This window comes from Brevundimonas sp. EAKA (assembly GCF_000698025.1).
Lineage (GTDB): Bacteria > Pseudomonadota > Alphaproteobacteria > Caulobacterales > Caulobacteraceae > Brevundimonas > Brevundimonas mediterranea_A.
This window is the reverse complement of record NZ_JMQR01000029.1, coordinates 1-14,978: the sequence shown is the minus strand read 5'-3', so window position 1 is coordinate 14,978 and position 14,978 is coordinate 1. Positions and strand designations below refer to the sequence as shown.

The 14,978-nt window shown below is 67.7% G+C and carries 12 protein-coding genes; 6 read left to right on the top strand and 6 right to left on the bottom strand.

Features of this window, described 5'->3' with window-relative positions:
- Positions 1-10: 10 nt before the first annotated feature.
- Together ER13_RS06280 and ER13_RS06275 are read right to left on the bottom strand one after the other, a co-directional pair.
- The gene (locus ER13_RS06280; protein ID WP_035307655.1) at positions 11-1,060 is read right to left on the bottom strand and encodes a ribonucleotide-diphosphate reductase subunit beta; all 1,050 of its coding nucleotides are present in this window, start codon (positions 1,058-1,060) and stop codon (positions 11-13) included.
- 252 nt (positions 1,061-1,312) lie between these two features.
- On the bottom strand, positions 1,313-2,056 hold the full coding sequence (locus ER13_RS06275) for an SDR family NAD(P)-dependent oxidoreductase (RefSeq protein ID WP_035307653.1): 744 nt from the start codon (positions 2,054-2,056) through the stop codon (positions 1,313-1,315).
- A gap of 88 nt (positions 2,057-2,144) precedes the next feature.
- Here ER13_RS06275 and ER13_RS06270 point away from each other — a divergent pair, with 88 nt between their 5' ends.
- Positions 2,145-2,729 (top strand): TetR/AcrR family transcriptional regulator, encoded by a 585-nt coding sequence (locus ER13_RS06270; protein ID WP_035307651.1) that lies wholly within the window; start codon positions 2,145-2,147, stop codon positions 2,727-2,729.
- Between the two features lie 537 nt (positions 2,730-3,266).
- Positions 3,267-5,636 carry a TonB-dependent siderophore receptor gene (locus ER13_RS06265; protein ID WP_081836150.1) on the top strand — a complete coding sequence of 790 codons (2,370 nt, stop codon included), beginning with the start codon at positions 3,267-3,269 and terminating at the stop codon, positions 5,634-5,636.
- A gap of 6 nt (positions 5,637-5,642) precedes the next feature.
- On the opposite strand, the gene ER13_RS06260 is transcribed toward ER13_RS06265, so the two are convergent.
- Positions 5,643-7,694 carry a response regulator gene (locus ER13_RS06260; RefSeq protein ID WP_035307647.1) on the bottom strand — a complete coding sequence of 684 codons (2,052 nt, stop codon included), beginning with the start codon at positions 7,692-7,694 and terminating at the stop codon, positions 5,643-5,645.
- Positions 7,695-8,002: 308 nt separating this feature from the next.
- Between ER13_RS06260 and ER13_RS06255 the strand changes: the two genes are divergently transcribed.
- The 4 genes from ER13_RS06255 to ER13_RS06240 all read left to right on the top strand — a co-directional run bounded on the left by ER13_RS06255 (position 8,003) and on the right by ER13_RS06240 (position 10,423).
- Positions 8,003-8,305 carry a hypothetical protein gene (locus tag ER13_RS06255; protein ID WP_155988117.1) on the top strand — a complete coding sequence of 101 codons (303 nt, stop codon included), beginning with the start codon at positions 8,003-8,005 and terminating at the stop codon, positions 8,303-8,305.
- Positions 8,306-8,385: 80 nt separating this feature from the next.
- Positions 8,386-9,018, top strand: coding sequence for a hypothetical protein (locus ER13_RS06250; protein ID WP_008261259.1), 633 nt, complete (start codon positions 8,386-8,388; stop codon positions 9,016-9,018).
- Between the two features lie 78 nt (positions 9,019-9,096).
- Positions 9,097-9,747: a LysE family translocator gene (locus tag ER13_RS06245; protein ID WP_035307645.1), complete on the top strand. Its 651-nt coding sequence runs from the start codon at positions 9,097-9,099 to the stop codon at positions 9,745-9,747.
- A gap of 97 nt (positions 9,748-9,844) precedes the next feature.
- Positions 9,845-10,423, top strand: a complete 579-nt coding sequence (locus tag ER13_RS06240) for a hypothetical protein (RefSeq protein WP_008260529.1) — start codon at positions 9,845-9,847, stop codon at positions 10,421-10,423.
- Between the two features lie 74 nt (positions 10,424-10,497).
- On the opposite strand, the gene ER13_RS06235 is transcribed toward ER13_RS06240, so the two are convergent.
- The 3 genes from ER13_RS06235 to infB form a co-directional block, all read right to left on the bottom strand.
- The gene (locus ER13_RS06235; RefSeq protein WP_008258862.1) at positions 10,498-11,589 is read right to left on the bottom strand and encodes a serine hydrolase; all 1,092 of its coding nucleotides are present in this window, start codon (positions 11,587-11,589) and stop codon (positions 10,498-10,500) included.
- 74 nt (positions 11,590-11,663) lie between these two features.
- Positions 11,664-12,473: an AraC family transcriptional regulator gene (locus ER13_RS06230; RefSeq protein ID WP_008259275.1), complete on the bottom strand. Its 810-nt coding sequence runs from the start codon at positions 12,471-12,473 to the stop codon at positions 11,664-11,666.
- A 120-nt stretch (positions 12,474-12,593) separates the two neighbouring features.
- A partial coding sequence (gene infB, locus ER13_RS06225) for a translation initiation factor IF-2 (protein WP_052004924.1) occupies positions 12,594-14,978 on the bottom strand: 2,385 nt, incomplete at its 5' end.

Sequence of the window (14,978 nt, the reverse complement as noted above, 5' to 3'; positions counted from 1 at the left end):
CCAACCGGGCTCAGCCCGCGACCAGGCTCATGTCGCGGCGGGCCATCATCCGGTCGAACTCGGTCCAGACGCCGTCCGAACCGTGCCAATTGCCCTGCGTCGCGGCCTTCGAATATTCGGTGGCGCGCGCCTCGAAGAAGTTGGCGTGTTCGACGCCCGACAGCAGGGACTGCAGCCAGGGCAGCGGGTTTTCCTTGACCCCATAGACTTCCGGCAGCTTCAACTGGCGCAGGCGCCAGTCGGCGATGAAGCGGATATACTGTTTGATGTCCTCGGGCGTCATGCCCTGGACCGAGCCCATTTCGAAGGCCAGGTCGATAAACCTGTCCTCCATGTTCACCACGGTCTTGCAGCAATCGACGATGTCGTCGGCCACGGCCTTGGTGACGGCCCCCGTCTCCTTGTTGAAGGCGTGGTACAGCTTGATGATGCCCTCGCAGTGCAGGCTCTCGTCGCGCACCGACCAGGAGACGATCTGGCCCATGCCCTTCATCTTGTTCTGGCGCGGGAAGTTCATCAGCATGGCGAAGGAGGCGAACAGCTGAACCCCTTCCGAGAAGCCGCCGAACATGGCCAGGGTCCGACAGATGTCGGCGTCTGAATCCACGCCGAACTGGCCCATATAGTCGTGCTTGTCCCGCATGGCCTCGTATTCCATGAAGGCGCCGAACTCGCTCTCGGGCATGCCGATGGTCTCGAGCAGCAGGGCGTAGGCCGCGATATGGATGGTCTCCATATTGCCGAAGGCGGCCAGCATCATCTTCACTTCGGTCGGTTTGAACACCCGGCCGTAGCGTTCCATGTAGTTGTCCTGAACCTCGATGTCCGCCTGGGTGAAGAAGCGGAAGATCTGGGTCAGCAGGTTGCGTTCGTTATCGTTCAGGGTCGATGCCCAGTCCTTGACGTCTTCGCCCAGCGGCACCTCTTCCGGCATCCAGTGGACCTGCTGCTGCTTCTTCCACATGTCGAACGCCCACGGATAGCGGAACGGCTTGTAGGCGGCGGAGGGGGTCAGAAGACCGGCGCGGTCGGCGCGGATGATCGGGGGGGTGGCGTTCATCGAACTGGACCTGAAAAGAGCGATTCCGGAGAGGGGCTCACCATGCGACTCGGCGTGCCCGGCGCCAAGTCGGAAATCACCTATTTGGTGATCACAAATTGTCCTACCCGCTACATCTTGTGGTTTGGATTGAGGAAACTGGGGACGGCCCTGGGGATGGTCCGCCGACCGTCCCTGCCGGCGAATGCAGCCTCTGGAATTCATGGCGCCGAACTGTGAGGCGAAAATTTCGCCGGCAGACGCGGGACGTTTTCAGACGGCCACGAATCCTCCGTCGACCAACAGCTCTTCGCCGCCGACGAAGCTGCTTTCATCCGAGGCCAGGAACAGCACCGCCTTGGCGATTTCCTCGGTCTGGGCGAGCCTGCCGAACGGAATGGTCTGCAGCATCCACTGTTCAGCGCCCTCGTTGTTCTGGAGGTAGGTCTGCATCGCAGGGGTCAGGACCATGCCGGGCGAAACGACATTCACGCGAACGCCAAGGCTTTTCAGATCGGTCGTCCAGGTTCGGGCGAAAGAGCGGATCGCCGCTTTTGTCGCGCTGTATATGGACAGATCGGCAAAGCCCTTGCTCCCGGCGCCGGACCCCGCCAACACCACGGCGCCGCCAGCGGACATCAGGGGCAGAGCCTTTTGCACGGTGAACACCGTACCCTTGACGTTGATGCCGAAGACGCGGTCGAAATGATCCTCGTCAATGCCGCCGACGGGCGCGGATTCTGACACCCCGGCGTTTGCGAACACGACGTCCACGCGGCCGTGATCGCCCCCTATCTGCGCGTACAGCCGATCAAGGTCGGCGAGATTGCTGACATCGCCCTGAACCCCAACGGCGCCGTCGCCGATTTCCTCGACCGCGTCGTCCAGCCGGTCTCGCCGGCGACCGGTGATATAGACGTGGGCGCCTTCTGCGGCGAAAGCCTTGGCCGTCGTCAGGCCTATTCCCTCCGTTCCGCCCGTTATCACCACGACCTTGTCGTCAAATCGCTTCGCCATGTTTCCGACCGCCTTCAGTAAGTGGAGGATTGCTCCATTTCCTATATGGAGACATCCTCCATTTGACAAGCATTGCGAGCAACCGAACTTGACTGAAGACGCCCCCTTGCGGGCCGACGCCCGACGAAACAGGGATCAAATCCTCGCCGCTGCGGAGGCGGTGTTTCTGGAGCGCGGCGCCCGCGTTTCGTTGGAAGACGTCGCCAAGCGCGCGGGCGTCGGAATCGGAACCCTCTATCGCCGCTTTCCAACCCGGGAAGACCTATTGGCCGCGACCTACAGCGCCAGATTCCTGGCCTTTGCCGAGACCACGCGGAATCGAGGGGAGAAGATAGGTCCGCTGGACGCCCTGCGGACCTATCTTCAAGACCTTGTTCGATACACGAACATGTATCGCGGGGTCGCAGCTTCGCTTGGGACCGTGCTCCAGATCGGAACGCCCGGATGTCGCGCGACAAGCGAAGAAGGCGCCCGGCTCCTGACGCGTGGTCAGACGGTCGGCGCTATTCGACCGGACATCCGCTTTGACGATCTGGTCTGCATAGCGACGGCGATCTCGCTCGCGACCGAGCAAGACAGCGCGCCGCAAGCGCGCATCGCTCATCTGGCCGGCGTGTTCATCAATGGGATCGCTTGCCCTCAAGCCCCTGTGGAGCGACCGACTTCCGTTTGACGCCGGCTGATCGAAGGTCGAGTCCGCGATAGGGTCGCGCGCTCGCTCACCTCCCTGTCGGCGAAGGCCGACGGGGAGGACAGGCGGGAGCGTCAGCGAGCGCCAGGAGGGGGCGACTCGGTGTCAGACGCTCTTGAGGTCATCCCCACCGCCGGAGTCGCCCCCGCCTGGTCGCAAGTGCGACCTGTCCTCCCCACGCGCCTTCGCGCGCGGAGAGGTGACGCCGGCCTATACCGTTCGTCATCCGGTCTATAGATTTTCTGCGCTCTACTCACAGGAAACATGGCCCCTTCCGCGCATTGACCCGCCGCATCTTCGCCCTGATATGGCCATGACCGCGAGGCGCTCCCCCTGACCGCGCGGTCGGAGACGACGATGTCCAAAGTCCTGACACAGGCCGGCCCTTATCGGCGCGGCGGACGATGTAGCGGCTGAAGCCGCCCGATCCGTCACATCCAACCCCCTAGGCCGGACGTCGAAGACGCCGGCTCCGCGCGCCCGTGCGCGCCAAGACACAATCATCAGGAAATCTCTCAAATGCGCACCGCCTTCCGAGCCGCCTCGCCGGCGCTTCTCGCCACCGTCTCCGCCGTCGCCCTGCTGAGCGCCGCGCCCGCCTTCGCTCAAGAGGCCCCGGATGAGGCCGCGACCGTGGACGAGATCGTCGTCACCGGCACCCGCGTGCCCAACCGCTCGCGTCTCGACACCCTGGCGCCCGTCGACGTGGTCACAGCCCAGAGCCTGCAGAACCGGGGCACGACCGAGTTCGCGACGGCCCTGGCCCAGTCGGTGCCGTCCCTGACCTTCCCGCGCCCCTCGGCCAATGACGGCAGCGACTCGATCCGCCCGGCCACCCTGCGCGGCCTGTCGCCCGACCAGACCCTGGTCCTGGTCAACGGCACGCGCCGCCACGCCTCGGCCCTGGTCAACACCAACGGCGTCGTCGGCCGGGGCTCGGCCGCCGTGGACCTGAACGCCATTCCGACCGCGGCCCTGGACCGGGTCGAGGTGCTGCGCGACGGGGCCTCGGCCCAGTACGGCTCGGACGCCATCGCCGGGGTGGTGAACCTGCGGCTGAAGGAAGCCTCCAGCGGCGGCGGCGCCAGCCTCACCTACGGCCAGTACCTGACCAAGGTGAAGACCGCGCGCGGCGAGCGCGACGAGGAGGACGGCGCCACCACCACCGCCTCGGCCTGGCAGGGGTTCGCCCTGGGCGACGACGGCTTCCTGACCCTGTCGGCGGAATATCTGAACCGCGAGTCGACCAACCGTTCAGACTATGATCCCCGCGCGGCCGCCAACGGCGCCGTGACCGCCCGGTTCGGCGATCCGGACGTCGAGCAGTGGACCGTCTTCGCCAACGCTGGCAAGGGTCTGGGGAACGGCTGGGAGGCCTATGGCTGGGCCGGCTATCAGGACCGCGACAGCTCCGGCGCCGCCTTCCCGCGCCTGCGCGACAACGTCAACAATGTCGCGGTCCTCTATCCGAACGGCTTCCTGCCCAAGGTCGCCGTCAATTCGAAGGACGCCTCCCTGGCCGGGGGCCTGCGCGGCGTCATCGCCGGATGGGACGCCGACGTCAGCCTGGTCTATGGCCGCAACGCCCTGGATTTCCGCACCGAGGATTCGCTGAACTCGACCTATGGGGCGGCGTCGCTGACCAGTTTCGATTCCGGCAGCCTGATCTATGACCAGCTGGTGCTGGGCGCCGACTTCAGCCGGCAGTTCGAGGCCGGCCTGGCGGGCGGTCCGCTGAACCTGGCCTGGGGCCTGGAGCAGCGCTGGGAGAATTATCAGATCGAGGCGGGCCAGCCCGAGAGCTATGACCGCGGGCCGCTGGGGTCGAACACCGCCCTGTCGGGCGGGGCCCAGGGCTTCCCCGGCTTCCAGCCGTCGAACGAAGTGGACGTCGATCGCGACAATTTCGCCGCCTATGCCGATATCGAACTGCCGATCACCGACAAGCTGACCCTGGCCGGGGCGGTGCGGTTCGAGGACTATTCCGACTTCGGCGACACCCAGACGGGCAAGCTGTCGGGCCGGTATGACTTCACCCCCAACTTCGCCCTGCGCGGCTCGGTCTCGACCGGCTTCCGCGCCCCGTCGCTGCAACAGTCCTATTTCACCTCGACCTCGTCGGTGATCCAGGACGGGGCGGTGGTGGAGACCGGCACCTTCCCGTCGGTCAGCCCGGTGGGGACGGCCCTGGGCGGGCGGCCGCTGAAGCCCGAGGCCTCGACCAATTATTCGCTGGGCGCCGTGGTGCGGCTGGGGGCCTTCGACCTGACGGTGGACGCCTACAAGATCGAGATCGAGGACCAGATCGTCCTGTCCGAGCTGATCCGCGACCCCGCCCTGCTGACCCCGCTGGGGGTTCAGGCGGCGCGCTTCTTCCTGAACGGGGTCTCGACCACGACGGAAGGGGTGGACGTGGTGGGCCGCTATCGCCTGCGGACCGACACCGTCGGCGATTTCGACTTCACCGTGGCGGCCAACTTCAACGACGTCTCGCTGGACACCGACCTGGCGCCCGGCCTGTTCGGCCGCCAGCGGATCCTGACCATCGAAGAGGGCACGCCGGACGTGAAGGTCTCGGCCGGCGCAGACTGGGATCTGGACAAGTGGGGGGCCACGCTGCGGGCCACCTATTACGGCGACGTGCTGCAACCGGGCTCGGTGGCGGCCAACGACTATCGCACGGGTGAGAAGACGGTGATCGATCTGGAGGGCCGGTATCAGCTGACCGACCGGGTCGGGCTGGCGGTCGGGGCGGACAATCTGTTCGACGAATATCCCGACGCGACCCCGGCCTCGCTGAACTCGAACGGAGTGCTGGGCTATCCCTACAACTCGCCGTTCGGCTTCAACGGGCGGTTCGTCTATGCGCGGGTCAACCTGACCTGGTAGGCGGCTTTAAGCCGCTCGGACGTCGTCGATCCTGTGTTCGGCGGCGTCCATGGCCTGGTCCATGGCCGCATAGAGACGGGCCTGGGTGACAGGCTTGGCCACATGAGCGTCCATGCCGGCGGACAGGCAGCGCGCCACGTCCTCCGGCATGGCCTCGGCGGTCACGGCCAGGATGGCGGTTCCGGCCGCCGGCCCCTCCAGCGCGCGTATGGCCCGGGTGGCGGCGACGCCGTCCATAACCGGCATGCGGATGTCCATCAGCACCAGGTCGAAATCCCCCGTCCGCACGGCCTCGACCGCCTCGCGCCCGTCGCAGGCCTCGGCGGTCTCGCAGTCGACGGCCTGCAGCATGATCCGCAGCAGATCGCGGTTGGCGGGATGGTCATCGACGACCAGGACGCGCATGCGTCGCGCCTCCAGCGGCGGCGTCTCGACCGGAGGGGCGGCCGCGGCCGCCACGGCCTTGGCCGGGATTTCCACCGTGAATGTCGTCCCCCTGTGGGGCGTGCTTTCGACGGTCACGGTCCCGCCCAGCCGGTCGATGTGGTTCTTGGCCAGGGCCAGACCGACGCCGGCCCCCTCATGGGCGCGGCTGGTGGTGGCGTCCGCCTGTTCGAACAGGCTGAAGATTCCGGCGAGAACCTCCTCGGTCATGCCGCAACCGGTGTCATTGATCGCGAAACGCAGTCGGTCGCCCACCCGCTCCACCCCGATGCGCACCCCGCCCTTGCCGGTGAACTTCACGGCGTTGCTGCCCAGGTGGTGCAGAATCTGACGCAGGCGTCGCCCGTCGGTCAGGACCAAGCCTTCCGTACCGGGAGCGAAGCCTACAGCGAAGTTCAGGCCCCGGACGGCGGCCCATTCGCGCGCCGGCCCGACGGCCTCGTCGATCAGGGTGGAGAGGTCCTCCGGCTTCAGGTCGAGCGCAGAACAGCCGTTCGACACCTCCAGCAAATCCTCGATCAGGCGCAGCATGGCCTCGCCGCACTGATGCACGGCCTCGACCTGACGTCGGCCCTCGGCGTCCAGTTCGGGATGTCGCGACAGCAGATCCGCATAGCCGGTGATCCCGGTCAGGGGCGTGCGCATCTCGTGGCTCATCATGGCCAGGAACCGGGACTTGGCCGCGTCCGCCTGTTCAGCGCGTTTCAAGGCGGCCAAGGCGGCTTCGGTGCGCACGTTCAGGCGGGCGACCAGACGACGCCGTTCGGTCGACAGGGCGGTGATCGGCAGGGCCGTGATCACCACGGTCAGGAGAAACAGATGAAGCACGTTCATCTGCCGCATGACGGCGGGAACCCCCTCCAGAGCCGGGTCGAAGGCCAGCCGGGTCAGAATCACGGGTCCATGGCCGGTGACGGTGGCGCCGGCCCCGATGACCGCGACCAGGATCACCGCCCCCGCCGTCCACGGCGGGGACAGGCGGAAGGCCAGCAGGATCAACGGCGGGAAGATGATGAACAGAATGGGCGCCTGATTCTGACCGAAGGCCCACAGGGCTGCAACGGCCACCAGGCTCATCAGAATGACGAACTCGGAGCGCGACGCCAGGGCGTCCTTGCGGAAGCGGTGATTGCGCGCGACCAGCAACAGGGTCGGCGCGACGATCATCATCGCCAGCAGTTCCATGTCGAACAGGTGGCGCATGCGGAAGCCGAGGCTTTCCAGCGGCGGCCGCCCGGCGATGACCGCGATCAGGCCCGCCAGCAGGGTGGTCACGGCGACGGCCGGAACCGCTGCCCCGACGGCGAACCGGAACAGGCGAAGCGGACGCCGCATATCGAGGGCCGCCCCGCAAAGGCGACGCGCCAGCAGGGTGGCGATCCCCACCTGCAGCAGGTTCAGGGCGACATTGGTGATCGCGAACAGAAGGATGTCGCCCCGGACGATATTGCTGGCCAGATTGATCAGGACGCAGCCGACCATGACCCCCATGGCCTTGTCCCGGCGCAACTGCAGCACCGCCGCCAGCAGCACGGCGTTGGCGGGCCACATCACGGTGGCGTGCAGGGCCGCGATGCTCCACTGGCCCAGCAACTGACTGGCGATGAACAGCAATACGTAGAGCCAGGGCGGCGGGCCTGCCTCCCGACCGGCGTCATGGCGGAAAAACCGCCAGCGCCCACGCCCCAGACTCGATCTGCTCCGACCCATACCGGCAGGCTGGGCCAAAGCCCTTAGAATTCCATTGTTTAAAATCTAGGTAGAATTGCGCACCCCGAGGATCCCGACAAGTAACGGCCAAGGTTCAGGCGTTTTCAGAGATCCGCCCGCTCTTTCCCCCGTTGCAGTTCGGCGGCGGCAAGCCTTATCGTGTTCTGGGTCTGGCGCGGGAACGGCTTGCCGGCGCCCTTGTCGGAACAATTGTGCGGCGACCTGCCGCCTTCGAGGCCCGCGCCGAGGCCTTCGGCAAGAGCATGGAAGCCATGTCCGCCGAGATGGAGGCCGCCGCGACCCAGGCGGACAAGGCCAAGGCCGCGACCGACCTCGCGGCCATCCAGGCGCGTTACGATTCGGAGGCCGCGTCCTTCGCCGCCGAGGTTCAGACCTTCGCCGTCGCCCAGGGCGCGCCGGCCGAACAGGTCGCTGCGGCTGTGGAGCAGATCAAGTCCGTTCCGGCCATGGTCCGCGCCGAGATCGCCGCGAAGACCGCCCCTGCGCCGCAGTAGCGCCGCGTCTTACCGCGATTTCACTTGAGGCGGGGCGGCCTTGGGCGGAGTTTGCACGGGTCATCAACGGGGAAGCTCCCATGATCCGCGCGCTCAGCCTGACGGCCGCCCTGGCCCTTCTGCCCCTCTCCTCGGCGCTCGCCCAGAATGCGGCGTCCCAGAATGCGGCGTCCCAGGCGGCGCCGGCCCGGGGCGTGGCTCACGATCCCGACTCCGCCGAAGCGCGGCTCGAAGCCGCCGCCGACGCCTTTGAGGCGCGGATGGAGGCTTTCGGCAAACGGGCCGAGGCCATTTCCGAAGACCCGAATCTGAGCGAGAGCGCCCGCGGCCAGAGCATCGCCGCCCTCTGGTCCGCCTATGCGCCGGACGTCGCCGCCTTCACCGCCGAAGCCACCCGACACGCGTCCGAACTGGCCGCCGAGGCGTTGAAGGACATCGACGTCGACGCCCTGGTCGAAGACGCCCTGAACGACCCCGAGGTCAAACGCGCGATGGAAGAGGGGATGCAACAGGGCGTCGCCGCCGGAACCGGCATCGCCCGCAACAGCGCCTGGACCAATCCCGATCCCGAACAGATGGTGACCTATGGTCTGATCGCCCAGTACGCGATGGACCAGGCGGCGGACGCCGTGGTCGCGGAGGAAGAGGCGGAGGATGTGGCGCCCATCGCGCCGCCTGAACCGCCGCAAGCCCCCCAGCCGCCGGCGACCTGACCCGGTTTCGCCGTCCGCGTCTGATGAAGGCGTCGCCCGGCCTTGACCGCCGCCGCCATTACAGCGACATCGCGCCGCATGTCCGCCCTGCCCGTCGATCCGCACCTCTATTCGACCTTTCTGGGGGTGATGGTGGTGATGGCCATCACACCGGGCCCCGCCAATCTGTTCGCGGTCGCGACCGGGGTGGAGAAGGGCCGCGCCTCGGCCTTGGTCGGGGTGGTGGGCATGAACTGCGCCACCCTGGTCTGGTTCGCCGCCGCCGCCCTGGGGCTGGGCGCCCTGGTCAAGGCCTTTCCCGACGCCTTTCACCTGATCGCCATAGGGGGAGCCCTCTATGTCGCCTGGCTGGGGATCAAGGCCCTGCGCGGCGCCTGGCGCGACGCCGCCCCCGCCGACCCCCAGCAGCCCGATCACGCCGTCGCGGTGCGCAAGGGCCGCAGCGCCTTCGTCGACGGTTTCGCGGTCCAGATCGCCAACCCCAAGGCCATCCTGTTCTTCACCGCCGTCCTGCCGCCGTTTCTGGACGTCGAGCGGCCCGTCGCGCCGCAGCTGGCCCTGTTCGCCCTGGCCGTCATCGGCATGGATATGATGTCGATGAGCGCCTACGCCCTGTCCGGCGCCGCCTTGTCGCAGCGCATGCAGCAACCCCGGTTCCGGCGCGGTTTCGGCCTGTTCGTCGGCGTCCTTTTGCTGACGGCGGCGGTACTGATCGTATTGCGGCTCTAGACGCAGCCCGGCTTCGTCCTAGATTGGTGGGGAACATGGCCGTTCATGCGCCGTTCAGCCGCCAGCGCGCCCGAATGGGCGATCAAGGAGTCGATTCATGAAAGCCCTATCCAGAAAGACGCCGGCGCTCAGAGCCCTGGCGATGACGGCTGTCGCGGGACTGGCCCTGGCCGCCTGCGCCACCGCCACCCCCTATCAACCCGCCGGCTTCAACGGCGAACGCGGCGGCTATGCCGAACAGCGGGTCGAGAACAACCGCTATCGCGTCAGCTTCGCCGGAAACTCGGTGACCTCGCGCGAACAGGTCGAGATGTCCCTGCTGCTGCGTTCGGCCGAACTGACGGTCGAGAGCGGCTATGACTGGTTCGCCACCGTGAACCGCGCCACCGACCGCGACACCCGCTACGTCACCACGCCGGACCCCTTCTACAGCCGCTACAACAGCTTCTACGGCCCCTACTGGGGTCCGTCCTGGCGCTATTACCGCGGCGGTTTCTGGAGCCCCTGGGACAGCTGGAGCAACGACTTCGACACGCGTCAGATCGACCGCTACGAAGCCAACGCCGAGATCATCATGGGCCGCGGTCCCAAGCCCGCCGGCGACCCCAACGCCTTCGACGCCCGCGAAGTGGTCCAGAACCTGTCCTCGCGCGTCACCCGGCCGCCGCTGCGCTGAGGCGCAGACGAGCGCAAAAAAGGAAAGGCCCGGAACTGCGGTTCCGGGCCTTTGTCGTTTCAGGGCGCGCCCGACTATTTCATGGCCGCCAGGGCGTGGCCGGCGATCAGGGCGTCGGCCAGGCCGTGCGGATTGCGGACATTGAAGTTCTCGGTCGTCACCACCACGACCGTGTCCAGGTCCGGAACGATCACCACCTTGTTGCCGCCGGTCCCCGCCATCGCCCAGGCCGGATGCGGCCTTCCCCCGACCTGATAGGTCGGCAGCCAGACCAGATAGCCATAGTCGCCCCGTTCGGGATCGACCGTGGAATGCGGGGCGGTCATGGCCTTCGCAAAGGCCTCCGGCAGGACTTGGCGCCCGTCCCAACGCCCCTGGTTCAGCAACAGCTGGCCCAGGGTCAGCAGGTCGCGGCTGCGCAGGCCCAGGCCGCCGCCGCCCTGGGCCAGGCCCAGGGGCGAGGTCTGCCACTGCTCGCCCTCGATCCCCAGCGGACCGAACAGGGCGTCGCGCGCAAAGGCCTGAAGCGGTTCGCCCGTCGCCGCCTGGACCACGGCGCCCAGGGTGGTCACGCCGGCGGTGCAATAGCTGAAGGCCCGGCCATAGGGCTGGTCCTCGGGCTTGGGAATCCAGGCCGGAAAGCCCCGGATCGGCAGGTCCAGGGCGAACTTGACCCAGTCCTCGATCAGATACATCCGCTCCTCGTTGCCGCGCGAGAAGGAATTGTCGTCGTCGCATTCCAGCAGCGAACTCATGGTCAGCAGGTCCTCGACCGTGATCGCGGCCTTGCGCGGGTCGGGATTGTCGAACGGCCCATGGTCGGCGACGAAGGGCAGGATCGGGGCGTCGACGCTGGCGATGTCGCCGCGCGCGACGGCGGCGCCGACCAGCATGGCGGTGACGGTCTTGGTCACGGAGCGGGTGTTGCGCCGGCTCTCACGGCCCGCTTCATCGAAATAGACCTCGTGCACCAGCCGGCCGTGGCGGGCGATCAGGACGCTGGTGATCTTCTGGAAGGTCCCGGCGCGGACGGCGGCGTCCATGGCCGCCAGCCCCTCGGCCGAGACCCCCTGGCTTTCAGGCGCGGCGACGGGCCAGGCCGGATCGGCCGCGACGGGGGACGAGACGAGAGCGAGCCCGAGGGCCGCGACAAGCAGGGAACGCATGACAATCCTTGAGAGAGGCGAGACCCGAGGTGTGGCAGGATGCGCGCGCCGGGTCTTGAACAGGTGAAACCGGCTCAGGCGAACAGGGCGCGATAGCGGCCGGGCGTCAGGCCGTAGATATGACCGAACTCGCGGGTCAGATGGCTCTGGTCGGCATAGCCGCCGAGCGCGGCCAGTTCGGCCAGGTCCACGCCCCGAGCCAGACGGCCCGCGGCGCGATCAGCCCGCGCCTGGCGAATGGCGGCCGCCGGCGAACGGCCGAAATGGCGACGATAGCGGCGCGCCAGTGAAACGGCGTGGACGCCGACGATGCGGGCCACGGTCGCCACCTCCAGCCCTGGCTGATCCGCCAGGTCGTGCAGAACCTCATGGGCCCGCAGCAGCCACTCCGGCGCCGGATCCTCGTTCAGGTCGCCGGGGGTCAGCACCGCCGCCGCCAGATCCAGGGTCAGCCCCTCCATCACGACCGCGTCTCCAGCCGCGAACCGGCCGGCCACCCCGATCAGACGTCGCGCCGCGCCTTCGGCCAGGGCGCCGCGCAACCGCATGGGGTCGCCGCGCCCGGCGCTCTTCGGGGGATCGAAACTGATGGACAGGAAGCGGCCGCCGGCGGCGGTGAAACAGTCGCGATGTTCGACGCCCGGCGGATTCCACACCAGGGCGCCGGGGCCGAAGGCGGCGCCCCTGGGCGTCAGGGGGTCGTGCGCCAGGCTGCAATAGCCGTCGTCGAGCGCCAGGATGAAATGGGCGTCGTCATGGGCGTGAAACACGACGCTCTCGGGCGGACGGTCGGCGATCCACAGGCCGACGCGGAACCCCCCGGCCTCGACCGTCCGCGAGGCGGCGCCGAAGAAGTCGCCCGACGACAGATGTGGTCTGGCCATGAACCGATCCCCGCGCGGCCTCTCCCGCCACGCTTGGCATCATGCGCGGGACTGACGCAAAGAAAAAGGCCCGGAACCTGGGTTCCGGGCCTGTCTCTTTCGATGCTTGCGAACCCGGACCTAGTCCAGGGTGCGCTTGATCTCTTCGACCGTGAAGCACTCGATGTAGTCGCCTTCCTTGATGTCCTGGAAGCCCTGGAACTGCATGCCGCATTCCTGGCCGGCCGTGACTTCGTTGACCTCGTCCTTGAAGCGTTTGAGCGTGTTGAGCACGCCCAGCTCCAGAACCACCACATCGTCGCGGATGATGCGGACGCGGGCGCCCTTGCGGACCACGCCTTCCGACACCCGGCAACCGGCGATCTTGCCGATCTTGGAGATGTCGAACACCTGCAGCACGGCGGCGTTGCCCAGGAAGGTTTCCCGTTGCAGCGGCGCCAGCATGCCGGACAGCACGCCTTTGATATCGTCCAGCAGGTCGTAGATGATCGAATAGTAGCGGATCTCGACGCCCTCGCGCTCGGCCAGATCACGCGCCTGTTTCGACGCACGGACGTTGAAGCCGAGGATCGGCGCGCCGGCCGACTTGGCCAGGTTGACGTCGCTCTCGGTGATGCCGCCGGCGCCGGAATAGACGGTGCGGGCGCGCACCTCGTCGGTGCTCATCTTGTCCAGCGAGCTGACGATGGCTTCGGCCGAACCCTGCACGTCCGCCTTGATGACGACCGGCAGTTCCGAGACCTTCTTGGACTGCAGGCGGGACATCATGTCGACCAGCGACACGGAGCCGCCCGAGACCTGGGCCTTTTCGCGCTTCACCCGCTGACGGTATTCGGTCAGCTCGCGGGCGCGGGCTTCGGATTCCACCACGGCGAAGACGTCGCCCGGAGACGGGGCCTCGTCCAGACCCAGGATCTCGACCGGGACGGACGGACCGGCTTCGGTCAGCTGCTCGTTGCGTTCGTTCAGCAGGGCGCGAACCTTGCCCCACGATCCGCCGGCCACGACGATGTCGCCGCGCTTCAGCGTGCCGCGCTTGACCAGGACGGTGCCGACGGGGCCGCGGCCCTTGTCCAGCTTGGCCTCGATGACCACGCCCTCGGCCGAGCGATCGGCGTTGGCGCGCAGATCCATGACCTCGGCCTGGACCAGGATGGCTTCCAGCAGGCCGTCGAGGTTCATCCGCTCCTTGGCCGAGACCTCGATGATCTGGGTGTCGCCGCCCAGGTTTTCGGCGATGACTTCGTGCTGCAGCAGCTCGTTGACGACCTTCTGAGACGTCGCCCCCGGCTTGTCCATCTTGTTGACCGCGACGATCAGCGGAGCCCCGGCCGCCTTGGCGTGCTGGATGGCCTCGATGGTCTGCGGCATGACGCCGTCATCGGCGGCCACGACCAGCACCACGATGTCGGTCACATTGGCGCCGCGCGCCCGCATGGCCGAGAAGGCGGCGTGGCCCGGGGTGTCCAGGAAGGTGACCTTCTGGCCGTCGTCCAGGCGCACCTGATAGGCGCCGATATGCTGGGTGATGCCGCCGGCTTCGCCGCCCGCGACGTCGGTGGTGCGCAGGGCGTCCAGCAGCGAGGTCTTGCCGTGGTCGACGTGGCCCATGATGGCCACGACGGGGGCGCGGACATCGGCCGCTTCCGCGTCGTCGGCGTCGCCCAGGAAGCCGAATTCGATGTCGGATTCAGAGACGCGCTTGACCGCCATGCCGAACTCTTCGGCCACCAGTTCGGCGGTGTCGGAGTCGATCACGTCGTTGATCTTCATCATCAGGCCCTGTTTCATCAGGAACTTGATGATGTCGACGCCGCGCACGGCCATCCGGTTGGACAGCTCCTGCACGGTGATGATGTCAGGGATGACCACTTCGCGCGGACGGTTCGGCGCATCGGTCGATCCGCCCTTGCGCTTTTCCTTCTCGCGTTCGCGGGCGCGGCGGACCGAGGCCAGCGAGCGCATGCGCTCGGCGGCATCGCCGTCGCCGACCACGGACTGGATGGTCATGCGGCCTTCGCGGCGCTTCGGCTCGCCGCGGGTGCGGCTGACCGCCTTGCCGGCGTCGGAGAAACGCTTCTCGCGATCATCGTCGCGACCGACCGGACGGCCGAAGCCGGCGCCGGGGGCGCGGCTGGGGCGGGCCCCTTCGCCCTGGGCCGGAGGCGCGTTGGGGGTCGGACGACCGCCAGGACCGGTGCGCGAGCCGCCGGGACGAGCGGCGCCGGGGGCGGGACGCGGGATCAGGGCCGAATAGCGGACGGGTTCAGCCGGCTTGGCGCCTTGCGGACGACCTGCGCCGCCGGGACCCGGGCGGGCGCCCTGGGGACGGTCGGCTTGCGGACGGTCGGTCTGCGGGCGATCCGTATAGGACCGTTCGCCGCCGCCCATCGCCTGTTCACGGGCCGAACGACCGCCGAAGGCGGGACGCTCGGGGGCCGCGCGCTGCGGATTGCCGGGCTTGGGCACGCGCTGGCCGAAGTTGACCACCGGACGGGCCGGAGC